At 70.2% G+C, this 22,993-nt stretch carries 16 protein-coding genes; 10 read left to right on the forward strand and 6 right to left on the reverse strand.

Going from position 1 to position 22,993, the window contains the following annotated elements; all coding sequences use genetic code 11:
• Positions 1-31: 31 nt before the first annotated feature.
• Positions 32-3,202 (reverse strand): hypothetical protein, encoded by a 3,171-nt coding sequence (locus tag AAN986_RS00825; RefSeq protein ID WP_047217595.1) that lies wholly within the window; start codon positions 3,200-3,202, stop codon positions 32-34.
• 223 nt (positions 3,203-3,425) lie between these two features.
• The gene (locus tag AAN986_RS00830; protein WP_156179775.1) at positions 3,426-3,611 is read right to left on the reverse strand and encodes a hypothetical protein; all 186 of its coding nucleotides are present in this window, start codon (positions 3,609-3,611) and stop codon (positions 3,426-3,428) included.
• Here AAN986_RS00830 and AAN986_RS00835 point away from each other — a divergent pair.
• The 9 genes from AAN986_RS00835 to AAN986_RS00875 all read left to right on the forward strand — a co-directional run bounded on the left by AAN986_RS00835 (position 3,610) and on the right by AAN986_RS00875 (position 16,627).
• Complete coding sequence (locus AAN986_RS00835) at positions 3,610-4,824, forward strand: efflux RND transporter periplasmic adaptor subunit (RefSeq protein ID WP_047217596.1); 1,215 nt, start codon at positions 3,610-3,612, stop codon at positions 4,822-4,824. The genes AAN986_RS00830 and AAN986_RS00835 overlap by 2 nt on opposite strands.
• A 13-nt stretch (positions 4,825-4,837) precedes the next feature.
• Positions 4,838-8,044 carry a multidrug efflux RND transporter permease subunit gene (locus AAN986_RS00840; RefSeq protein ID WP_047217597.1) on the forward strand — a complete coding sequence of 1,069 codons (3,207 nt, stop codon included), beginning with the start codon at positions 4,838-4,840 and terminating at the stop codon, positions 8,042-8,044.
• Positions 8,037-9,470 (forward strand): efflux transporter outer membrane subunit, encoded by a 1,434-nt coding sequence (locus tag AAN986_RS00845; protein ID WP_047217598.1) that lies wholly within the window; start codon positions 8,037-8,039, stop codon positions 9,468-9,470. Before AAN986_RS00840 ends, AAN986_RS00845 begins: the two co-directional genes overlap by 8 nt.
• A 152-nt stretch (positions 9,471-9,622) precedes the next feature.
• Complete coding sequence (locus AAN986_RS00850; protein ID WP_277422828.1) at positions 9,623-10,777, forward strand: FAD-dependent oxidoreductase; 1,155 nt, start codon at positions 9,623-9,625, stop codon at positions 10,775-10,777.
• Between the two features lie 59 nt (positions 10,778-10,836).
• Entirely contained in the window at positions 10,837-11,922 is a 1,086-nt protein-coding gene (locus AAN986_RS00855; protein WP_016452210.1) for a hypothetical protein, read from the forward strand.
• A 54-nt stretch (positions 11,923-11,976) separates the two neighbouring features.
• Positions 11,977-12,672 (forward strand): XRE family transcriptional regulator, encoded by a 696-nt coding sequence (locus tag AAN986_RS00860; RefSeq protein WP_016447398.1) that lies wholly within the window; start codon positions 11,977-11,979, stop codon positions 12,670-12,672.
• A gap of 248 nt (positions 12,673-12,920) precedes the next feature.
• A complete protein-coding gene (locus AAN986_RS00865) occupies positions 12,921-13,985 on the forward strand; it encodes a homocysteine S-methyltransferase family protein (protein WP_017406622.1) in 1,065 nt (354 codons plus the stop codon).
• A gap of 22 nt (positions 13,986-14,007) precedes the next feature.
• Positions 14,008-15,330 (forward strand): Fe-S oxidoreductase, encoded by a 1,323-nt coding sequence (locus AAN986_RS00870; RefSeq protein WP_349335549.1) that lies wholly within the window; start codon positions 14,008-14,010, stop codon positions 15,328-15,330.
• 298 nt (positions 15,331-15,628) lie between these two features.
• On the forward strand, positions 15,629-16,627 hold the full coding sequence (locus tag AAN986_RS00875; RefSeq protein WP_026062702.1) for a porin: 999 nt from the start codon (positions 15,629-15,631) through the stop codon (positions 16,625-16,627).
• On the opposite strand, the gene AAN986_RS00880 is transcribed toward AAN986_RS00875, so the two are convergent.
• Complete coding sequence (locus tag AAN986_RS00880; RefSeq protein ID WP_034365601.1) at positions 16,628-18,280, reverse strand: methyl-accepting chemotaxis protein; 1,653 nt, start codon at positions 18,278-18,280, stop codon at positions 16,628-16,630. It lies immediately after the preceding gene.
• Between the two features lie 683 nt (positions 18,281-18,963).
• Complete coding sequence (locus tag AAN986_RS00885) at positions 18,964-20,265, reverse strand: CaiB/BaiF CoA-transferase family protein (protein WP_047219878.1); 1,302 nt, start codon at positions 20,263-20,265, stop codon at positions 18,964-18,966.
• A 160-nt stretch (positions 20,266-20,425) separates the two neighbouring features.
• Between AAN986_RS00885 and AAN986_RS00890 the strand changes: the two genes are divergently transcribed.
• Positions 20,426-21,340, forward strand: coding sequence for a LysR family transcriptional regulator (locus tag AAN986_RS00890; RefSeq protein ID WP_012202113.1), 915 nt, complete (start codon positions 20,426-20,428; stop codon positions 21,338-21,340).
• 36 nt (positions 21,341-21,376) lie between these two features.
• On the opposite strand, the gene AAN986_RS00895 is transcribed toward AAN986_RS00890, so the two are convergent.
• Positions 21,377-21,805, reverse strand: coding sequence for a PaaI family thioesterase (locus AAN986_RS00895; RefSeq protein WP_047219879.1), 429 nt, complete (start codon positions 21,803-21,805; stop codon positions 21,377-21,379).
• A gap of 5 nt (positions 21,806-21,810) precedes the next feature.
• Entirely contained in the window at positions 21,811-22,968 is a 1,158-nt protein-coding gene (locus AAN986_RS00900) for an acyl-CoA dehydrogenase family protein (protein ID WP_013800068.1), read from the reverse strand.
• Positions 22,969-22,993 lie beyond the last annotated feature (25 nt).

Consider the following 22,993-nt stretch of genomic DNA (forward strand, 5'->3'; position numbering starts at 1 on the left):
GTCCGTTCGACTCCGTGCTGTGAACAGGCGCTCAGGTGGAAGACGGGGCCTGGCCGCGCCGCTCCGCCGCCAGGGGCTGCATGAAGCTTTGCGCCAGATGGGGATGGCGCTGCACGATGTCGCGCAGCCCGGCCACATAGTCGGGCTGGTCGGCCTGGCTGGCGCTGACCACCTGCCGCGCGAAGATGGCCGCGACCACGGCCGCAGTCTCGGGCGCATCGACCTGGCCGCGCAGGAAATGCAGCACGCGCGTCTTGCTGGCGCGCGCGCGGTGCACCTGGCTGAGCACGGCCAGGAAGTAGGGCTGCAGCTCCTGCAGGCGCGCCGCGCGCTGCGGTGCGGGCTCGTCGGGCAGGGCCAGCAGCCATTGCGTGACGAACAGCTGCACGCCGGGGGCCGGGTGCTGGGCCAGGCGCGCGAGGTAGAGGCTGGCCTCGGGCGCGCTCATGTGCTGCTCGAGCCGCTGGCGGCCCAGGGCCTGTACCCAGGACTGGGGATGGTCCACCCAGCCGATCAGCAGCTCGGGCGTGAGCGCATTGGCCGGCAGCCGCTGGCCGAACATCTCGCGTGCGTACTGCTGGGTGTCGGCGAACAGGGCGTCGGCCAGCGGCAGCAGCTGTTCCGCCTGCTCGGGCCGGGTCTGTTCCATGGGCGTGAGGCGCGTGTCGATGCTCTGGCGGCTCAGGGCGCGCACATCGGCATCGGCATGCCGCGCCAGCGTGGACCACTGGCGCATGGTGTAGGCCTGGATGTCCAGCGCCTTCAGGCCCCAGGCGCCGTAGCGTTGCGCACCCGTGGCCTGGGCCTGCAGGGCGCGCCAGATGCCTGAGGCATCGCGGGCCGGGGCCACGGCGGCCAGCGGGCCGGTGAGCAGGCGCAGCGCCGCGTCGTGGACGCCTTCGGCCTTTTCCGCACGGAACAGCACCTCGTGCAGGCGTTCGGCGATCTGGGCGTTGCAGCGCGCGTTGTACAGAGGGGTGCCGGCCAGGCGCTCGACCAGGGGCGCGGCCGCTGCGCGCAAGGCGGCATGGGGCGATACCGCGAACCCGGCCAGCATGTCGGCCTGCTCGCACAGCAGATCGTCGGCCAGGCTGCCCATGAGCCGTATGCCGCAGGCCATGCGCGCAGGTTCCTCGGATTCCAGCAGCCCGCGCAGCGCCGCCGCAGGCAGGGTGCGCAGGCCTTGCGGATGGACCAGCAGCCAGGCGGTCGCCATCTCCACCAGTGCCGTCACCGAATGCGCCAGCAGGTGGTGCAGCGGCGGGGCCGGAACGCCGGGCGCGTGCGCGACCAGCGGTGCCTTGTCCGCGAAGAGGGCCTGCACCGCATCGCGGATGTCGGCCAGCGCAGCGCCGTCCGCATCCAGCGTGGGCAGCGCCGCCAGCAGGGCCAGGGCCACGGCGGCGCCATCGGCATAGAGCAGCAGGGCCAGTGCCTGCGTGCGCGAGCTGGCGGCGGGCGACAGCAGCAGGGCCGCCACCAGCTCGGCATCGCGCGCGGCGGCTGCGCGGTCGCGCGACAGCCAGGCGCCCAGGTAGCGGGCGGCCGGCCCCTCGCCGCATTGCGCAAGCGCCAGCAGCCAGGGGCGGCGCGCCGCATCGTCGGTCAGAGCGACCATGCGCTGCTGGGCAATCTCCAGGCCCAAGGCGGCGGCGGGCGCATAGGTTTGGTGCAGCAGCGGCGCGGCGGCCGCCGCATCCAGGCTGTCCAGAAAGGCCTTCTGGTCCTGCAGAGCGCGCGTGAGCGACCACAGCAGCAGCGTGGACTGCGAGCGGCCCACCAGCTGCAGCAGCCGCTCGGGGTGGGCGTCCCACAGGGGCGACAGCCCTTCCACGCGCTGCGCGGGCAGCTGCTGCAGGTCCAGCGGCTCGTCGGTGTACCAGCCATGGGCGCGTGCCGAGGCATGCAGCTGTGGCCAGCGCGGCAGCAGCAGCCGGGCGGCAAGCAGCCAGCGCGATTCGGGCAGGCGGCCGGAGCGCGAGGCAGCCTGGCCCGCGCAGCGGCGGTCCATGGCCTGGAGCAGGGCCGTGGCCTGCGCGGCGCCTTCGCTGTGCCCGGCCGAGACCATGCGCCGCAGCTGGCGCCAGCCGCGCAGGCGCAGGTACAGGGAGGTGTCGCGGCTGAAGACGGCACCCTCGTCGCGCGGGCCATCGAAGCGGGCATGCAGCACGGCCAGCAGGGCGTGGTCGCGCCGCCACTCGGCACGCTTGTGGATGCGCCGTATGGCAGGCCACCAGGGGCGTGTGAAAGGGATGCGCTCCATCCAGGCCAGCAGCTGCCGGTGGACGGCGCCATCGTGCGCTCCCAGCGTATCGGCCGCCAGCAGCGCCTGGGGCGTGAGGGCGTTGAACACGGCCTGCTGCGCCTGCGGGCCGTCCTCCGGCGGGGCGGTGCGTGTCTCTTGTTCCCCCTGTGCCCCTTGCTCCCCTTGTACCCACTGCTCCCACTGCTCCCACTGATCCCGGTGCTCCTGCAGCGCCGCCTGGCGCTCCTGCGGCGCGAGCAGCGCCAGCCAGGCCTGGTGCGCCAGGTCGCGCGTGGCCTCGCTGGCGCCGCGCTGCGACAGCGCCTGCATGGCCACCGCCGCGCCGCCATCGCCCAGGCGGCCCACCAGATAGGCCAGGCAGTAGTCGAGCAGGTCGTCGCCCGTGCCCAGCAGGGCCACCAGGCGCGGCACCTGCGCATGCAGCAGGCGCTGGGCGCCGCCGCCGCGCGCGGCATCCGCATATTCCGCCAGGCGCCACACCAGGCGCGCCTGCTGGCCTGCGGGCATCAGCCGCCAGGCATTGCCGTCCAGGCGCCGGCACAGGGCCGGTATGGCGGCGGCCTGCACGGGCGACTCCGGCAGCTGTGGCGGCTGCGGTGCCGGTTCCTGGGCGTGGCCAGCCAAGGGCAAGGCTTGCACGCCATCCAGCTCGGCAAAACCTTGCTGGGACTGCAGCACATCGCCGGCCGCCAGGCGCTGGCGCAGATAGGCCAGTGCGCGCTGGCGTGCAGGCTCCAGTGCCAGCGGCAACGGGGTCAGCGTGCTGTCATCGACCTGCGCGACGACGCCGGCCTTCCATTGCGTGACCTGCAAGGTCACGACATGGCGCGCCGCCGCGTCGCGCCCCTGCGGGTCCAGGGCCACCAACGTCACGGTGCTGATGCGTTCATTGCGTCCCTGCGGGCGGGACAGTACGGCTTGAGCAAGCAGGTTCATGCGGCAGGCATCCAGTGCTTTTCCATATGGGGTTGGCTGGCGGGAACAACCGGGGCCGCAAAGTGTTCGCGGCCGTCGTTTCCCGCTGGCCAACGCAGGGTCAGATGGCATCGCAGTGTAGTGCCTCGATGCCCTGCGGGCGCCGCCCGCCGCGTGCCCGCCGCAGTGCCGATGGCCGCTGCGCTTGTCCGATCCGGCCATTGATTCCCCTGGCAAACCGTCCTCAATTTTCGTGGTGTCTTTGTGGCTGGATCTTGACTTCAAGTTCACTTGAACTTGAAGAATGCAACCCATTGTGAGCAGCCGCCGGCAAGGCCTTCAGAGCCTGCGGTACAGCCCCCTTTTTCCGGCCCTGCACCGCCCCCGGCAGCAGGGCCTTGCCCATCCCCCTCAAGGAGAGTCGATCCATGCCAGTTCTTCCCCCGCCGCCGTTGCGGCGTGCCCTGTTCGGAGGCGCCCTGGCGGCGCTGGCCCTGCTTGCCGGCTGCCGCCCGCAGGCCGTGGGCGATGCCCATGCCAGCGACGGCCCGCCGCCTGCGCCCGAGGTGCTGGTGAGCGAGGTCGTGCCGGCCAGCGTGCGTGTCTGGGACGAGTTCAACGGCCGCATCGATGCCGTGGACTCCGTGCAGCTGCGCCCGCGCGTGTCGGGCTATATCGAGCGCATTGCCTTCAGCGAGGGGCAGGAGGTCAGGAAGGGCCAGTTGCTGTTCGTGATCGACCAGCGGCCCTACCGCGCGGCCCTGGTCAGCGCCGAGGCCGAGCTGGAGCGCACGCGTGCCGGCGCCGCCCTGGCGCGCACCCAGGACCAGCGTGCCCGCCAGCTGGTGGCCGAGCATGCCGTCTCGCGCGAGGAAGCCGACACGCGTGCCGGCGCCATGGCCCAGAGCGCCGCCCAGGTGCGTGCCGCCGAGGCCGCGCTGGCGGCCGCGCGGCTCAACCTGGACTTCACCGAGGTGCGCGCGCCGGTCTCCGGCCGCGCGGGCCGCGCCCTGCTCACCGTGGGCAACCTGGCCCAGGCCGACCAGAGCGTGCTGACCACCGTGGTCTCGCAGGACCCGGTGTATGTGTATTTCGATGCGGACGAGCACAGCTTCCTGCGCCACCAGCAGGCCGCCAACGCCGCCAACGGCGGCAAGGGCCGGCCCGTGCGCATGGGCCTGGCCAGCGATGAGGGCTTCCCGCACAAGGGCACGCTGGATTTCACCGACAACCAGCTCAACGCCGGCACGGGCACGGTGCGCATGCGCGCCCGCATGCCCAATCCCGACCGCCTGCTGACGCCGGGCCTGTTCGCGCGCGTGCAGTTGCAGTCAGGGCAGTCCGAGCAGGGCGGCGGCGGGCAGCAGGCGCTGCTGATCGACGACAAGGCCGTGCTCACCGACCAGGACCGCAAGTACGTGTATGTGGTGGGCGAGGGCAACAAGGCCGAGCGCCGCGACCTGGAGCTGGGCCGCATGGTCGATGGCCGGCGCGTGGTGCAAAAGGGCCTGGCGGCGGGCGACCGCCTCGTGGTCGGCGGCCTGCAGCGCATCTACTACCCCGGCATGCCGGTCAGCCCCAAGCCTGCGCCCGGCGATGGGCAGGCGGCGGTGGCCCAGGCGTCGGCCGTGGCCGCGCAGTGAACCGGGACGCACCATGGATTTCTCCAAATTCTTCATAGACCGCCCGATCTTCGCGGTCGTGCTCTCCATCATCCTGTTCGCCGTGGGCCTGGTTGCGATTCCGCAGCTGCCCGTGGGCGAGTATCCCGAGGTCGTGCCGCCCAGCGTGGTGGTGCGCGCCACCTATCCGGGCGCCAATCCCAAGGAGATCGCCGAGTCGGTGGCCGTGCCGCTGGAGGAGGCGATCAATGGCGTCGAAGGCCTGATCTACCTGAAGTCGGTCGCGGCCTCGGACGGCAGCCTGCAGGTGGTGGCGACCTTCCGCGCCGACGTGGACCCCGACACGGCAGCCGTGCGCGTGCAAAACCGCGTGAGCCAGGCGCAGAGCCGCCTTCCCGAGGAAGTGCGCCAGTACGGCGTGACCACGCAAAAGCGCTCGTCCACGCCGCTGATGTATGCGGGCCTGACCTCCAGCGACGGCAACCATGATGCGCTGTACCTGCGCAACCATGCCACGCTCAAGATCAAGGACGAGCTGGCGCGCATCCCCGGCATCGGCGAGGTGGCGCTGTACGGCGCAGGCGACTATGCGATGCGCGTCTGGCTGGACCCCAGCAAGGTGGCCGCACGACAGCTCACCGCCGCCGAGGTGATCGCCGCCATCCGCGAGCAGAACGTGCAGGTATCGGCCGGCCAGCTGGGCGCCGAGCCCAGCCCCAAGGGCTCGGACAAGCTGCTGTCCATCAATGTGCGCGGCCGCCTGAAGACGGCCGAGGAGTTCGGCTCCATCGTGCTCAAGGGTGGTGCCGACGGCCAGGTCGTGCGCCTGTCCGACGTGGCGCGCATCGAACTGGGCGCCAGCGACTACAGCATGCGCTCGCTCAGCGACACGCGGCAGATGGCGGCCGTGGGCATCTTCCTGTCGCCGGGCGCCAATGCGCTGGGCGTGGCGCGGGAGGTCTACGCCACCATGGAGCGCCTGTCCAGGGATCTGCCCGAAGGCGTGAACTTCGAGACCGTCTGGGACCCCACGGTCTTCGTGCGCGACTCCATCAAGGCGGTGCAGAGCACGCTGATCGAGGCGGTGATCCTCGTGGTGCTGGTGGTCATCGTCTTCCTGCAGACCTGGCGTGCTTCCATCATTCCGCTGCTGGCCGTGCCCGTGTCCATCGTCGGAACCTTCGCGGGGCTGTACCTGCTGGGCTACTCCATCAACACGCTGACCCTGTTCGGACTGGTGCTGGCCATCGGCATCGTGGTGGACGATGCCATCGTCGTGGTGGAGAACGTGGAGCGCTACATCGAGGAGGGCCACACGCCCCTGGAGGCGGCGCACCTGGCGATGAAGGAGGTCTCGGGCCCCATCATCGCTATCGCCCTGGTGCTGTGCGCGGTCTTCGTGCCCATGGCCTTCCTCAGCGGCGTGACGGGCCAGTTCTACAAGCAGTTCGCCGTGACGATCGCCATCTCCACGGTGATCTCGGCCATCAACTCGCTGACGCTGTCGCCTGCACTGGCGGCCAAGCTGCTGCAGCCGCGCGGCGCGCCGCGCGATCTGCTGTCGCGCGGGCTGGACCGCAGCCTGGGCTGGTTCTTCCGGCCCTTCAACCGCTTCTTCGACCGCAGCGCGCACGGCTACCAGAACTCCGTGGGGCAGTCGCTGCGCCGCCGCGGCCTGGTGTTTGCGGTCTACGCGGCGCTGCTGGCGGGCACGGCCGTGCTGTTCCAGGCCGTGCCGGGCGGCTTCATCCCGCTGCAGGACAAGCTTTACCTGTTCGGCGGCGCCAAGCTGCCCGAGGGCGCCTCGCTGGGCCGCACCTCCGAGGTGACGCGCCAGATCGTGGAGCTGGCCCACAGCGTGGAGGGCGTGGACAAAGTCGCTGCCTTCGCGGGCTTCAATGCGCTGCAGACCACGACCACGCCCAACCTGACCAGCTCCTACATCATGCTCAAGCCCTTCGGCGAGCGCACGCGCAGCGCCGAGGAGATCAATGCCGAGCTGGGCGCCAAGTTCGCGCAGATCGAGGGCGGCTTCGCCTACGCGCTGATGCCGCCGCCCATCCAGGGCCTGGGCAACGGCTCGGGCTACTCGCTGTTCCTGCAGGATCGCGCGGGCCTGGGCTACGCGGCGCTGCAGCAGGCGCTGCAGGCCTTCCAGGCCGAGATCGCCAAAACGCCGGGCATGACCTATCCGGTCAGCAGCTACCAGTCCAACATCCCGCAGCTCGAAGTCAAGGTGGACCGCACCAAAGCCAAGGCGCAGGGCGTGGCGCTGACCGACCTGTTCCAGACGCTGCAGGCCTACCTGGGCTCGGTCTACGTCAACGACTTCAACGCCTTCGGCCGCGTCTGGCGCGTGATGCTGCAGGCCGATGCCGACCACCGCCAGGCCGTGGAGGACATCGCGCGGCTGCGCACGCGCAATGCGCGCGGCGAGATGGTGCCCATAGGCTCCATGGTCACCGTGGTGCCCAGCTTCGGGCCCGACCCGGTGCTGCGCTACAACGGCTTCCCGGCGGCCGACCTGATCGGCGACTCCGACCCGCGCGTGCTGTCCTCGGGCGAGGTGCTGACCAAGCTCCAGGAGATCGCGCAGCGCACGCTGCCGCGCGGCATCGAGCTGGCCTGGACCGACCTCAGCTACCAGCAGGTGGAGCAGAGCAACGCCGCGGCCGTGGTCTTCGCCATCGCCGTGATGCTGGTCTTCCTGGTGCTGGCCGCGCTCTACGAGAGCTGGACGCTGCCGCTGGCCGTCATCCTCATCGTGCCCGTGTGCATCTGCGCGGCGCTGTTCGGCGTCTGGCTGGCCGGCGGCGACAACAACGTCTTCGTGCAGGTGGGGCTGGTGGTGCTGATGGGGCTGGCCTGCAAGAACGCCATCCTGATCGTGGAGTTCGCGCGCGAGCTGGAGCTGCGCGGCGTGGGCATCGTCGATGCCGCGCTGCAGGCCTGCCGCCTGCGGCTGCGGCCCATCGTCATGACCTCGATCGCCTTCATCGCCGGTGCCGTGCCCCTGCTCATCGGCGGCGGCGCGGGCAGCGAGGTGCGCGCGGCCACGGGGGTGACGGTGTTCTCCGGAATGCTGGGCGTGACCCTGTTCGGCCTGTTCCTCACGCCGGTGTTCTACGTCACGCTGCGCCGGCTCTCGGGCCGGGCGCTGACGGGGCATGCGCCTGCACATGCCGCGCCTGCCTCCCCACCCTCCGACAAAGCCGCACCCCTGGAGCCCCACCATGTCTGAAATCCGCAAATCCCTGAGCCGACACGCGCTGGCGCTGGCGTCTGCCGGGCTTGTGGCCGGCTGCGCGGTCGGCCCCGACTTCAAGGCGCCTGCGGCGCCGCAGGCCGGAGCACAGTTCGCGCGGGCCGAGCCTGCACCGGCCACCCCGCAGGCCGAGCCCGATGCCGCCTTCTGGCGCCAGTTCCAGGACCCGCAGCTGACGCGGCTGGTGGAGCAGGCGCTGGGCGGCAACCAGGACCTGCAGGTGGCGCTGGCACGGCTGGACGGCGCCCAGGCGCTGCTGAGCGAAAGCCGCTTCGACCAGTTCCCCACGGTCACGATGTCGGGCCAGGCCACGCAGCAAAAGCGCAGCGAGAGCGAGGCCTTCTACGGGCCGCGCAGCCAGCGCAGCTACACGGCCGGGCTGTCGGCCAGCTGGGAGATCGACGTGTTCGGCCGCGTGCGGCGCAACATCGAGGCGCGGCGTGCCGACCTGCGCGCCGACGCGGCCGATCTCGCGGCGCTGCAGGTGGCCATCGCGGCCCAGGTCGCGGGCAGCTATGCCGACCTGCGCGGCTGGCAGCAGCGCCTGGCCCTGGCCCAGGCCAATGCGGCCAACCAGCAGGACACGCTGCGCCTGGTGCAGCTGCGCCTCACACACGGCAGCGGCACCGATTTCGACCTGGCGCGCGCCCAGGCCCAGCTGGAGGCCACGCGCTCGCGCATCCCGGCACTGCAGGCGCAGATCGCCATGGCCCAGCACCGGCTGGCCGTGCTCACGGGCCAGGTGCCCGAGGCGCTGATCGCCGCGCTGGATGTGCCTGCCGCCCTGCCGCAGCTGCCGCCGGCCATCGACCCCGGCACGCCGGCCGGCCTGCTGCGCCGCCGTCCGGACGTGGCCGTGGCCGAGGCACGGCTGCATGCGGCCACGGCGCGCATCGGCGTGGCCACGGCCGACCTGTTCCCGCGCCTGTCGCTGGGCGGGCTGCTGGGCAGCACGGCGCTGCATGGCGGCGCGCTGTTCGAGGGCGGCAGCGCCACCAGCAGCGTGTTCCTGGGCGTGGACTGGTCCTTCCTCGACGTGGGCCGCGTGCGGGCGCGCATCGCGGCCAGCGAGGCCGGCGCCCAGGCCGCGCTGGCCCAGTACCAGCAGACCGTGCTGCTGGCGCTGGAGGACGCCGAGAACGCCCTGGTGCGCCTGCAGCGCACGCGCACCGAGGATGCCCACCTGGCCCAGGCCGCCGAGCAGCGCCAGCGCGCAGAACAGCTGGCGCTGCGCCGCTACCACCTGGGCAGCGTGGGCCTGTACGAAGTGCTGGATGCGCAGCGCGACCTCTACGCGGCCCAGGACGCCGCCGCCGACAGCCGCGCACGCGGCCTGCGCGCCGCCGTGGCGCTGTACCAGGCCCTGGCCGGTGGCTGGGACGGGAAGCTGCCGCCAGCCTGAGCACAAGGCGTGCGTTGCAAAAAGGGACGGCCAGGCGCCGTCCCTTTTTTTCTTGTCCGGCGCACCCGGTGAAAACCACGAGGACCAGGGGCTTGCCTCATTTTTTTCTTATCAGATAATTTTCTTATTGGAAAAAAATGGAGCGATGGATGATGGAAAGCCAGGTTCTGGATTTCGCCGTGATCGGTGCCGGCATGGCCGGCGCCTCTGTGGCCTGGCGGCTGGCCGGTGCGGGCGCCTCGGTGCTGGTGCTCGAGCGCGAGCCGCAGCCCGGATACCACGCCACGGGCCGCTCGGCCGCCATGTTCATGGAAAGCTACGGCACCGCGCAGATACGCGCGCTGACACGCGCCAGCCGCGCCTTCTACAGCGCGCCGCCCGAAGGTTTTTGCGAGCACGCGCTGCTGCAGCCGCGCAGCGTGCTCTACATAGGCACGGCCGGCCAGGAGCCCCAGCTGGACGAGGCCCTGGCCATGTACCGCCGCGACGGGCTGCGCGCCGAGCGCATCGACGCGCGCCAGGCCTGCACCCTGGTGCCCTGCCTGGACGAGAGTCAGCTGGTGGGTGCCGTGCATGACCTGGACGCCATGGACATCGACGTGGCCGAACTGCACCAGGGCTTTCTGCGCGGCATGGCGCGTGCCGGTGCGCGGCTGCGCTGCGGCGCCGAACTGTCCGGCGCCGAGCGCGAGGTGGATGGTGATGGCCAGGGCCTGTGGACCCTGGTGCTGCAGGACGGGTCGCAGGTCCGTGCCCGCGCCGTGGTCAATGCCGCAGGCGCCTGGGCCGATGCCGTGGCCCGGCTGTGCGGCGCGCAGCCGCTGGGCATCGAGCCGCGCCGCCGCTCGGCCTTCACCTTTGCCGCACCCGAGGGCGAGGACATCCACGGCTGGCCTGCCGTGATCGGCGTGGACGAGAGCTTCTACTTCAAGCCCGATGCCGGCCAGCTGCTGGGCTCGCCCGCCAATGCCGATCCCGTGCCGCCGCATGACGTGGTGGCCGAGGAACTGGACGTGGCCATGGGCATAGACCGCATCGAGACACTGACCCGCCTGCGCATACGCCGGCCGCGCCATGTCTGGGCCGGGCTGCGCAGCTTTGCGCCCGATGACGACTTCGTGATCGGCTGGGACGCGCGCCGTGAAGGATTCTTCTGGCTGGCAGGGCAGGGCGGCTACGGCATACAGACGGCCGCCGGCGCCTCGGCCGCTGCGGCCGCGCTGCTGATGCGCGAGCCGCTGCCCGCCGAGCTGCTGGCCCAGGGCGTCGATGCCCTGCGGCTGAGTCCGGAGCGCTTCGCGGCCTGAGACGCCTGCCTTTTCGCTTTTTCAGCCCCCGCAACACACAACAATCCAAGGAGACAGGCATGGGTGCATTCAAGGAAGTGAGCAGGATTGCCGGCGCCTTCGTCGGCGTCATCGTCGGGGCGGGCTTCGCCTCGGGGCAGGAGATACTGCAGTTCTTCGCGGGCTTTGGCGCCATCGGCCTGGCGGGCTGCCTGGTGGCGGCCCTGGCCTTCGTCTTCCTGTCCATGGCGTTCTCCACCATGGGCCAGCGCCTGCAGGCCGGCTCGCACAAGGAGGTGGTGCAGGCCCTGCTGGGCCGGCATGTGGGCATGGTGTTCGATGTGCTGATCACCTTCTTCCTCTTCGCCATCACGGTGGTCATGCTGGCGGGCGCAGGCTCGCTGCTGCACCAGTGGCTGGGCCTGCCCGAGGTCTGGGGCAGCGTGCTGGCCACCGTGGCCACGGTGCTCATCGTCTGCCTGGACGTGGGCCGGGTGATCGCCTTCATCGGCGCGGTCACGCCGCTGCTGGTGTTCATGACCGTGGTGGTCGCAGGCTACGTGCTGGTGACGCCCCAGGGCGAGCCGGCCGCGCTGGAGGCCGCCACCGCCGCCCAGCCCCGGGGTGCGGGGCACTGGCTGGTGGCGGCGCTGCTCTATGTCTCCTACAACGTGGTGGCGGGCATGCCCTTCCTGGTGATCATGGGCGGCCAGGCCAGCTCGCGCCGCGTGGCGCTGTGGGGCGGCGTGGCCGGCGGGCTGCTGCTGGGCCTGCTGATGCTGCTGATCGCGGCCGCCATGGTCTGGCGCATGGACACGCTGGGCGGTCTGTCCATGCCCATGCTGGCGCTGGCCACGCAGATCTCGCCCTGGCTGGGGCACCTGATGTCGCTGGTCATCTTCGGCATGATCCTCAACACCGCCGTGGGCATGCTCTATGCCTTCGTGGCCCGCATCCTGCCGGCCGGCACGCCGCGTTTTCGCTGGGGCACGGGCGTGGCGGGCGTGGTGGCACTGGGCGGCAGCTTCGCGGGTTTCATCACGCTGGTGGGCATGGTGTACCCGGTCTATGGCTACATCGGCTTCGCGCTCATGGCCTGCGCGCTGGCAGGCTGGCTGCGCATGGGCCGCAGGCCGGCGCCCCAGGCCGATCTGCGCGGCACCTGAGGGGCCGGGCCTGACCCTAGAATCGGGCGGTCGCCAGCCCCGATCGCCCGCTTCATGCCCAGCCCCCGTCCTCGCACCAGTCCCGCCCCTGGTCCCGGCCCCAGCCCTCGTTCCAGTCCGCTTCCCACGGCAGACCAGGTCCTTGCCGCCGTGCTGCCGGGCGCCCGCACGGCCGCCGCCCTGCCCGCAGGCAAGCACGAAGTGGGGGCCAAGCTGCGCAAGGCCCGCAAGGAGCGCGGCCTGACGCTGCAGCAGGTGGCCGAAAGCAGCGGCCTGGCCGTGTCCACCATCTCCAAGGCCGAGCGCGGCCAGATCGCGCTGAGCTACGAGAAGGTGCTCATGCTGGGCAATGCGCTGGACATCGACATGACACGGCTGTTCATGGTCGGGGACGCCCAGCAGGCGGCCGGCGACACGCCCACCGTGGTCAAGGACCGTTTCGAGGACGTGCAGCGCTACGAAACCGACCAGTACCTCTACAGCGTGCTGTGCGGCGCCTTCCCGGGCAAGAAGATGCAGCCCCTGGTGGCCGTGATCAATGCGCGCGAGGCCGGGGAATTCTCGGAGACCATCCGCCATGCGGGCCAGGAGTTCGTGATGGTGCTCTCGGGCCGGGTGCGCATCCTGTTCGAGAACGGCGAATCGGTGGAGCTGGGCCGCCATGAGGCCGCGTATTTCGACAGCGGCGTGGGCCATGTGTATGTGAGCCTGAGCCGCCAGCCGGCTCAAGTCGTCTCTGTCTGCAGCTGAAATGGTTAGCACCCCCTGAGCGGCTGCGCCGCTTCCCCCGTGTGCACGGCGCCCTCTCTCGCTACGCGGGAGGGGGACGACACCCTCGGTGCGGGGCGGCGCGGCCGGCATAGGCCCTTCCTCGGTGTCTCTGGCGTGGGGGTGCGCTAGTTTCATAGGTCGCGCCTTTTGTTTGGGGCGCAGGCCGTTTTTCTGGGGGAATCCTCGTGCCCGGCACGGCCGCCCCGGAATTCCTACAATCGCTGCCCATGAGCCTGCCCCAGTACACCCGCGCCAAAGAGCTTCCCGCCATCCTTGCCAAGCGCCTCGTCATTCTTGACGGCGCCATGGGCACCATGATCCAGCGCTTCAAGCTGGGAGAGGCCCAGTACCGGGGCCAGGGCTACACGGGCCCGGGCAGCGTGGGCGACCGCTTCAAGGACTTCCCGCATGACGTCAAGGGCAACAACGAGCTGCTGTCGCTCACCCGCCCCGACGTGATCCGCGACATCCATGAGAAGTACCTGGCCGCCGGCGCCGACCTGATCGAGACCAACACCTTCGGCGCGACCACGATTGCGCAGGACGACTACCACATGGCCGATCTGGCGCGCGAGATGAATCTCGAGAGCGCCCGGCTGGCCCGCGCGGCCTGCGACAAGTACAGCACGCCGGGCCATCCGCGCTACGTGGCCGGCGCCCTGGGTCCCACGCCCAAGACGGCCAGCATCAGCCCCGACGTGAACGATCCGGGCGCGCGCAACGTGAATTTCGAGCAGCTGCGCCAGGCCTACCTGGAGCAGACGCTGGCGCTGATCGAGGGCGGCGCCGACGTCATCCTGGTCGAGACCATCTTCGACACGCTCAACGCCAAGGCCGCGCTGTTCGCGGTGGACGAGGCCTTCGAGCAAAGCGGCGAATGCCTGCCCATCATGATCAGCGGCACGGTGACCGATGCCTCGGGCCGCATCCTGTCCGGGCAGACGGTGACGGCCTTCTGGCACAGCGTGCGCCATGCCAACCCGCTGTCCATCGGCCTGAACTGCGCGCTGGGCGCGGCGCTGATGCGCCCCTACGTCCAGGAACTGAACAAGGCCGCGCCCGAGACCTTCATCAGCTGCTACCCCAACGCCGGCCTGCCCAATCCCATGAGCGACACGGGCTTTGACGAAACGCCCGAAGTCACCAGCCGCCTGGTGCATGAGTTCGCGGCCGAAGGCCTGGTCAACATTGTGGGCGGCTGCTGCGGCACCACGCCGGACCACATCGGCGCCATCGCCAAGGCCGTGGGCAGCACGCCCACGCGCCGCCTGTTCTACCCGGAATCGGCCTGATCGCGCGGGCGGAGCCTCTGACATGAGTTCGCCGCTGCCGCCCGTCCCGTCCCCAGCCGCAGGGCTGCCGCAGCCCGTGGCGGCGCCTGTGCCCGGCCCGGCCGCTGGTGCGCCGGTGGCGCCGGCTTCACCCGCGTCATCCGCCTCGCCATCCGTTCCCGTCACGCCGCCGGCGGCCACGGCCGTGCGCTGGTCGCCCGAGATGCTGCAAAGCCTGCGCCTGCAGGCCTTCGAGCAATTGGTGGCCCAGCTGGCGCGCCAGGTGCAGGCCAGCCCGGGCGCGCCTGCGCCGCAGTGGCCGGCCAGCGGCGTGTCCGAGGCGCTGGGCCGGCTGCTGCAGGCCCTGCTGGCCCAGGTGGGCACCCAGCAGGGCCAGGCCCTGCAATTGCTGGCGGCCCAGCCGGGCTCGGCGGCATTGCTCCAGGCGCTGGCGGCAGGCACGACGGCGCCTGGCGGGCAGGATCCCCGGAGCGCTCCATCAGCCCAGGCCGGACCGCCCATCCCGTCTGCATCGACAACGCCTGCGGCCTCCATGCCGCCCGCCGCTGCCGCAGTGACGCTGGCCGTGGCGGCTGCCAAGGGCAAGGTGATGGATGCGCTGCTGGCCGGATCCGGGCTGGCGCCGCAGGCCGGGGCGCGCCCAGCAGGGGGCATTGCAGGCGGCGCTGCCGGGGGGGGCACACAGACCCTGCCCGCCCTGCAAAGCTGGTGGGTGCAGCAGGGCACGTTGCTGACGCCGCAGGGCGAGCGCGGCTTCACGCTGAGCCTGCAGGTGCCCCAGGCCTGGGCCCAGGCGCAGGGCGCGGCCATGGCGCTGGCGGCCGCATCGGCTTGCGCGCCGGGTGCGGCCCCTTTCACGGCGGCGGCCCTGCCTGCGGGCGCTGCGCTGCCCTTGGCGGGCGCGCAGGCCACGGAGCCGGGCCTGCGCCTGCCGCTGGATGCATCGCTGCAGTCCCTGGCCTCGGGGCCGGTGGCCGTGGTGGTGCAGCCGCGTGGCGCCGATGCGCTGCGCACCAGCGCCCTGCTGCTGCTGGAGCTGCAGCCGCTGCGCCAGCCCGGTGGCGCCATGGCATCGCCGGCCGGGCTGGCCTCGGTGGCGTCGCTGTCGCCCGCGTTCGCGCAGGAGGTGCAGCAGATGCTGCAGCAGCGCAACGATCCCTGGCTGCACATGGCGGCGGCCCAGGCTTCGGGCGCTCTGCCGCGCGAGCGCCGGGCCTTCGAGCACCAGTCGCATTTCTGTACCACCGAAGGCTGCCAGTACGAGGGCCGCGCTCCCTGTGCCCAGCCCTTTTGCAGCGAGATGAACCGGCTCTGGGACGTGTCGCGCACCGAGCGCAGCCGCTGAGACCGGCCTTGCGAAACTGACCGGGCCTGACGGTGGCGTGGTCATCGCCGGCCCCTGCTTTCATAATGCCGCCTGTTGCCCGCCACCTGCGCGGTTGACGTCTTTGGCCGGGATGTTTGACGAATGTGCAGCGATCATGCTGCGATCTGCATCCTGGCTGCCTTCAAGTCGCGGCTGGCCACCAGCCCGCCGCGCACCTTTCCAGCCACCCCCGTTGTGGCAGCCCCCGTCGCCGTTCGCGCATGCCCCCGGGCCGCGCCGGTGTTGTGCCATCTTTCATTTCAGGAACCCGTTCAGGATGCGTTGTACCTCCCGCTTGACCCTTGCCTCTCTCGCCATCGCTGCCGCCCTGCCGGTGGCCGCCCAGTCATCTGGCGCCGGCTCCAACGTCACCATCAGTGGCTATCTGGACGCGGGTGTGTTCCGGGATTTCGACAAGACCAGCAAGCTGGGAACGATTCAGCGCAGCAACCTGGCCATTGCCGGCTTCGAGGACCTGGGCGGCGGCCTGAAGGCCACCTTCCGCCTGAGCACGCGCTTCGACCTGGACACGGGCCTGACCGAGGACTATCCGAAGAAGCCCTTCTGGCATGACGAGTCCACCGTGGGCCTGCAGGGCAACTGGGGCCACCTGCGCCTGGGCCGCGCGCTCAGCGCCATGTGGAGCCAGGAATGGCAGTTCGATCCCTGGGGCAACTTCAACCGCATCGCCTCGCCGGCCTGGCACATGGCCCACTACCTGACGCCCACCGACCGCGCCAGCAACAACGGCTCGCCCGAATACGGCCGCATGTCCAACGGCGTGTTCTACGACTCGCCCAAGTTCGGCGGCTTTTCCCTGCACCTGAGCGCCTCGCCCGAACGCACCCAGGCGCCCGGCCGCCAGGGCCGTGCGCGCTCGGTATCGGTCAACTACGACCAGGGCGCGGTGGCGGCCATGGTGGCGCACGAGCGCAACGGCAGCGGCGACACCGACCTGTACATGGGCGGCAAATACCGCATCGGCACGGCAGCGGTGATGCTGGCCTATGACCGCAGCAAGTCGGGCACGCCCGGCACCGGCCCCGACAAATCGCGCATGGTGTCGCTGGGCGCCACCTACGGCATGGGCGCGACCACGCTCAAGGCCAGCTATGCGCGCCAGCGCCTGGACCGAGACACCAACAACATGCTGTCGCTGGGCGCCGAGTACGCGCTGTCCAAGCGCACCATGCTCTACACCAGCCTGGGACACCAGCGCTACGAGAACCAGAGCTCGCGCACGGCCTTCGGCGTGGGCATGGCCCATTCGTTCTGATCAATGCGCTTCCCAGCGGCCTGACTGGGCTGCGCTGGTGATCCTGGCCAGGTCTGGAGCCGGCATGGGCTGAGGGGTGGCGGGCAGGGCGGTGAGTTCCATGCCGCGCTCCAGCTTGAAGACGCTCACGGCCTGCTGCAGGCCGTAGGCCTGTTCCTGCAGGGACTGTGCTGCTGCGGCGGCTTGCTCGACCAGGGCCGCGTTCTGCTGGGTGACCTGGTCCATCTGGGAGATGGCCTGGTTGATCTGCTCCAGGCCCGCCGTCTGCTCCACGCTGGCAGCGGTGATCTCTCCCATGATGTCGGTCACGTTGCGCACGCTGCTGACGATGTTCTGCATGGTCTGGCCGGCCTGCGCCACCAGGGCCGATCCGGTGCTGACCTTGCCGTTGGAGTCCTCTATGAGGAGCTTGATCTCCTTGGCCGCATCGGCGCAGCGCCGCGCCAGTGCGCGCACCTCGGCCGCCACCACGGCAAAGCCCCGGCCCTGCTCGCCCGCGCGCGCCGCCTCGACGGCGGCGTTGAGCGCGAGGATGTTGGTCTGGAAGGCGATGGCGTCGATCACGCCGATGATGTCGGCGATCTTGCGCGAGGAGGCATGGATGGCGTCCATGGTGTCCACCACCTGGGACACCACCTCGCCGCCTTGCTGGGCGACGGTCGAGGCCGAGGCTGCCAGCTGGTTGGCCTGGCGCGCGTTGTCGGTGTTCTGGCGCACGGTGACGGTGAGCTGCTCCATGGAGGCAGCCGTCTCCTGCAAAGAGCTGGCCTGGTGCTCGGTGCGCAGCGACAGGTCGTTGTTGCCCGAGGCGATCTGGCTGGAGGCCGTGGCGATCGAGTCCGTGCCGTTGCGCACCTGCCTGACGATGTGGATGAGGCTCTGGTCCATGCGGTGCAGCGCGTGCAGCAGCTGGCCTGTTTCGTCGGTGGTGGTGGCCTGGATGCGGCGCGTCAGGTCGCCTTCGGCCACGGCCTGGGCCACGCCCACGGCCTCGATCAGCGGCCGCGCCACGATGCGCGCCAGCGCCAGCGCCAGCGCCAGTCCCAGCGCGATGCTGGCGGCCAGCAGCCCCACCACCCAGGCGCGCGCGCTGCGGTACAGATCATTGGCGTGCCTGTTGGCCTCCTGGCCGGCATCGTGGTCGATCTGCACCATGCGGTCGATCTGGTCGTACAGGCGCCGGCTCAGCTCCAGCGATTCACCCTGCGCCAGCACCAAGGCTTCGTCCTTTCGGCCGTTGCGTGCCAGGGTCATGATCATGGCGTGCTCCCTGGCATATGCGCTGCGCAGCCGGCCCAGCTCGTCGTAGGACGCCCTTTCCTGCTCGGTTTGGATGAAGCTGGCGTAGTTGTCGTAGTTCGTCTGGATCTTGCTCCACAGGTCGCTCATGATGGCGTCGAAGGCCTTGATATCCTGGTCGCTGGTGGAGATCAGGTACTGAAGCTCGTTGGCGCGGTAGCGCGCCGTGGTGGCGCGGATGGTGAGCAGCATGCGCGACGAGGGCATCCAGCGTGTGGCGATGTCGACGGACGCCTGGTTGATCTGGCTGAGCCGCATCACGGCATACAGGCCCACGAAGGTGGTCAGCGCCAGCACGGCCAGGAAGGCCAGCAGCAGCTTGGAGGAGATCTTGAGGTTGCGAAAGGCTTGCATGGCGAAGTTCTGAAGTCGTATCCCTTGAACGGCAAGGGAGCAAAAAAAGGCGTGCAGCAGGGCACACCTGGCCTGCGGTGCAGAGCAAGGTGGAAAGGGATCAACGAAGGCAATGACGAGGGCCGGCGCGTGCGCTCAGGGGGGGAACCAGCCCGAGGTCCGGCAGATGCGGCCCTTGATGCGGGGTCTCATGGCGCAGGCCTTTCCAGGGCGGCAGGACTGCGGCTGGCCATGCGCGGGCCTGATGCAGGGCAGGGGCGGTGGATGCGGAAGATGCCGAGCCGTCCGCCTACACCTTTTGGCGCCCGGACGCCAGCTGCGGCCCGGTGCTTGGCGGCGGCTGCCGCCTTCTGCGCCCAGGTGCTGCGGATGGGTGTCCTAGGGATTTCGGACAGGAAAGAATTGGCTATGTGCATCTGTGGTGGGGATTATTTCCGCACCGCCAGATGATGAGAATGCTTCCTATCTGATTTTCGATAGGACGTGTCCTAAAAGCGGTTTGCGGGCGCGCGACACGGCCGTCCGCACCGTCTTCGCACCGTCTTCGCACCGGCTTTCGCTCCGTCATTTGTGCCGTCATGTGTGCCGTCATGTGCGCCGGTGCGACGGGCCGGCCCCCAGCCTTCAGGACGTCAGGACAGCCGCGCGACAGCGTGTGCCAGGTGCCTGCCTGTGCCGGTCCTTCAGACCACGCCCTGGTCGCGCAAGGCCTGCAGCTGCTGTGCATCCAGGCCCAGGCGCTGGCGCAGCACTTCGTCCGTGTGCTGGCCCAGGGCCGGCGGCGCATGGCGCAGCGTGGTGGGCGTGTCCGACAGGCGCAGCGGGCTGGCCGTGGTCACCACGCGGTTGATGGTCTCGCCCGCAGGCGGCGTGGCGCCCGGGTAGCGTTCCTGCTCCACGCGCAGGCCGCGCGCACGCACCTGGGCATCGTCGAAGGCCTGGCCGATGTGGTTGATGGGGCCGCAGGGCACGGCCTTGTCCTCCAGCAGCGCGATCCATTCGGCCGTGGGCCGGCCGCGCGTGAGATCGGACATCAGCGGGATCAGCGCGTCGCGGTGGGTGACGCGGCCGGCATTGGTGGCAAAGCGCTCGTCGCTCGCCCAGTCCGTGCCGGCCGCCTCGCAAAAGCGCGCGAACTGGCCGTCGTTGCCGATGGCCAGCAGCATGCGGCCGTCGGCCGTGGGGAAGTCCTGGTAGGGCACGACGCTGGGATGGGTGTTGCCCTGGCGGCCCGGCACATGGCCGGTGTTCAGGAAGCCCGCGCCCTGGTTGGCCAGCACGGCCATGGCCACGTCCAGCAGGGCCATGTCGATGTGCTGGCCGCGTCCCGTGCGGTGGCGGGCCTCCAGTGCGCCCAGGATGGCCGTGGTGGCATACATGCCCGTGAACAGGTCGATCACGGCCACGCCTACGCGCAGCGGCCCGCCGCCGGGCTCGCTGTCGGCGCGGCCCGTGATGCTCATGAGGCCGCTCATGGCCTGCACCAGCAGGTCGTAGCCGGCGCGCGGCGCATAGGGCCCGGTCTGGCCGAAGCCCGTGACCGAGCAATAGATCAGGCGCGGGTTCAGCGCGCTCAGCGAGGCGTAGTCCAGGCCGTAGCGCTTGAGGCCCCCGGTCTTGAAGTTCTCCACCACCACATCGCTTTGCATGGCCAGCTCGCGGATCAGCCGCTGGCCCTCGGCCGTGGCCATGTCCACGGTGACCGATCGCTTGTTGCGGTTGCAGGCCGCGAAGTACACGGCGTTGTCCGAGGGGTTGCCTTGCGCATCGGGAAAGAAGGGCGGGCCCCAGTGGCGCGTGTCGTCGCCCTCGCCGGGTTTTTCGATCTTGATCACGTCGGCCCCCATGTCGGCCAGGTTCTGGGTGCACCAGGGGCCGGCCAGCACGCGCGAGAGGTCGAGCACGCGCAGATGGCCCAGCGCTCCTGCGGTCTGGGTGGCCGCGTTGTTGATGGGGCTGGGGGAGGGGGTTGCTGTGTGGTTCATGGGCTGAGGCGCCTATCCCGGGCAGATGGGCCATGCTACGGCGCGGCGGCCCGCCGTGGCTTCGCATTTGTGAAAGCGCGCGTTCGCGCCCGGCCGGCACTGCGGTTTGTACTGACGCGCAGGGCTCAGCCGGGGCCGCTGCGGCTTTCTACAATGCCGGATGGCCATGCATTTCGATCTTGTGGATCTGCGCCTCATGGTGCACATCGCCGACGCCAACAGCATGACGCGTGGCGCGGAACTTTCCTTCATCTCCCTGCCGGCGGCCAGCACCCGCATCAAGAACCTGGAAGAGAGCATCGGCACCAAGCTGCTGTACCGCACCAGCCAGGGCGTGACGCTGACGCCGCCGGGCCAGGCCTTCGTCACCCATGCGCGCATGGTGCTGGGCCAGATCGAGCACCTGCGCGGCGACATGCAGGAGTACGTGCGCGGCATCAAGGGGCATGTGCGGGTGTTTGCCAACACCACCTCGCTGGGCGAGTTCCTGCCGCCCGTACTGCGCCACTACCTGCGCCGCAATCCCGACGTGAACATCGACCTGCGCGAGCGCCTGTCGCACGACATCGTGCGTGCCGTGACCGAGGGGCAGACCGATATCGGCATCGTCGCCGGCCTGGTGCGCACCGAGAACCTGGAGACCCTGCCCTACCGCCGCGACCGCCTGGTACTGGTGGTGCCGCGCGGCCATGCGCTCGATGGCGAGATGCAGATGGCCTTTGCCGACACGCTGGACCTGGACCATGTGGGCCTGCACGAATCCAGCGCCATCCACGCCTTCCTGCGCCAGGCCAGCGACCAACTGCACCGGCCCATCAAGCAGCGCATCCAGGTGGGCAACTTCGAGACGGCCTGCCGCATGATCGAGTCCGGCGTGGGCGTGGGCGTGCTGCCCGAATCGGCCGCCAGCCGCCATGCGCATTCCATGGACATCGCCATCGTGCCGCTGTCCGATGCCTGGTCGGTGCGCGAGATGCAGATCTGCGTGCGCAGCCTGGAGGCCCTGCCGTCCTTCGCCCAGGAGCTGGTGGAGCTGCTGGTGGCCGACGCACAGGGCCGGCTCACGCTGGAGTAGGGGCCCACCGACGGCTGCCCGCCGACCGCCGACCGTTCAGTCGGCCTGGGCCGTGCCCCGGTCCAGCGTGGTCGGTGCCAGCCAGTATTTGAAGGTGCCGGTGGCCGTGGCCACGAGCTTTCCGTCTTCATCGAGCAACTGCGCCGCGCAGCTGCACAGGCTGCGGCTGGAGTGCACCACCCAGCCTTCGGCCAGCAGCGCGCCCTTGCCCGGGCGGTGGAAGCGGCTGCTCATCTCCACCGTCACGGCGGTCTGCGATGGCGCACCGGGCAGCTCGCCGGCGGCGCGCGACATCACGGAGTCCAGCAGCGTCATGAGCACGCCGCCGTGCGCGGCGGGCAGCTGGTTGAGCAGTTCCTCGCGCATGTGGGGCAGGCGAACATGGACCTTGCCGGGCGGTGCGGGCACCTGAGAGGCGCCGATCAGCCGCATGAAGGCATTGCGGTCGGGGGCCGGTGCACTCATGTGGCTCATGCGGCGCGCGCCTCGCGCACCATGTTGCGCGCGATGATGACCTGCTGGATCTGGGTCGTGCCTTCGTACAGGCGAAACAGCCGCACGTCGCGGTAGAAGCGCTCGATGCCGAACTCGGCCAGGTAGCCCGAGCCGCCCAGGATCTGCACGGCGCGGTCGGCCACGCGGCCCACCATCTCGGTGGCGAACATCTTGCAGCACGAGGCCTCGGTGGAGACGTTGCGGCCCTCGTCGCGGCGGCGCGCTGCGTCGATCACCATGCACTCGGCCGCATACAGCTCGGCCTGGCTGTCGGCCAGCATGGCCTGCACCAGCTGGAACTCGCAGATGGGCTGGCCGAACTGCTTGCGCTCGAGCGCATAGTTCAGCGCGTCGCGCAGGATGCGCTGCGCCACGCCCACGCTCACGGCCGCGATGTGGATGCGGCCCTTGTCCAGCACCTTCATGGCGGTCTTGAAGCCCTGGCCTTCCTTCAGGCCGATGAGGTTGGCCGCCGGCACGCGCACGTTGTCGAAGAACACGTCGCAGGTGTGCGCGCCCTTCTGGCCCATCTTCACGTCGTTCTTGCCGAAGCTGATGCCCGGCGACTTCGCATCCACGATGAAGGCCGAGACGCCGCCCGCGCCCTTGTTGGCCGGGTCGGTGCGCGCCATCAGCGTGAACATGCCCGCATGCGGCGCATTGGTGATGAAGCGCTTGTTGCCGTTGACCACATAGTGGTCCCCGTCCCTGATGGCGGTGGTGCGCAGCGAGGCCGCGTCCGATCCCGCCTCGGGCTCGGTCAGCGCGAACGAGGCCATGATCTCGCCCGTGGCCAGCTTGGGCAGCCAGGCCGCCTGCTGCTCGGGCGTGCCGTCGATGAGGATGCCCTGCGAGCCTATGCCCACGGTCGTGCCGATCACCGAGCGGAAGGCCGGCGCGGTCTGGCACAGCTCGAAGAGCACGCGCACCTCTTCCTCCATGGTCAGCTCCAGCCCGCCGAACTGCTCGGGGATGGTCATGCCGAACAGGCCCAGGTTGCGCATCTCCTGCACGATGGACTCGGGGATCTCGTCGGTCTCGGCCACTTCGTTCTCGGCGGGCACCAGGCGCTCGCGCACAAAGCGGCGCACGCTGTCCAGCAGGGCTTCGAGGGTTTCTTGGTCGCGGATCATTGCGGTGTTCTTTCTTCTCTCTACG

The sequence above is a fragment of the Delftia sp. DS1230 genome, from assembly GCF_040112715.1.
Classification (GTDB): domain Bacteria; phylum Pseudomonadota; class Gammaproteobacteria; order Burkholderiales; family Burkholderiaceae_C; genus Comamonas; species Comamonas tsuruhatensis.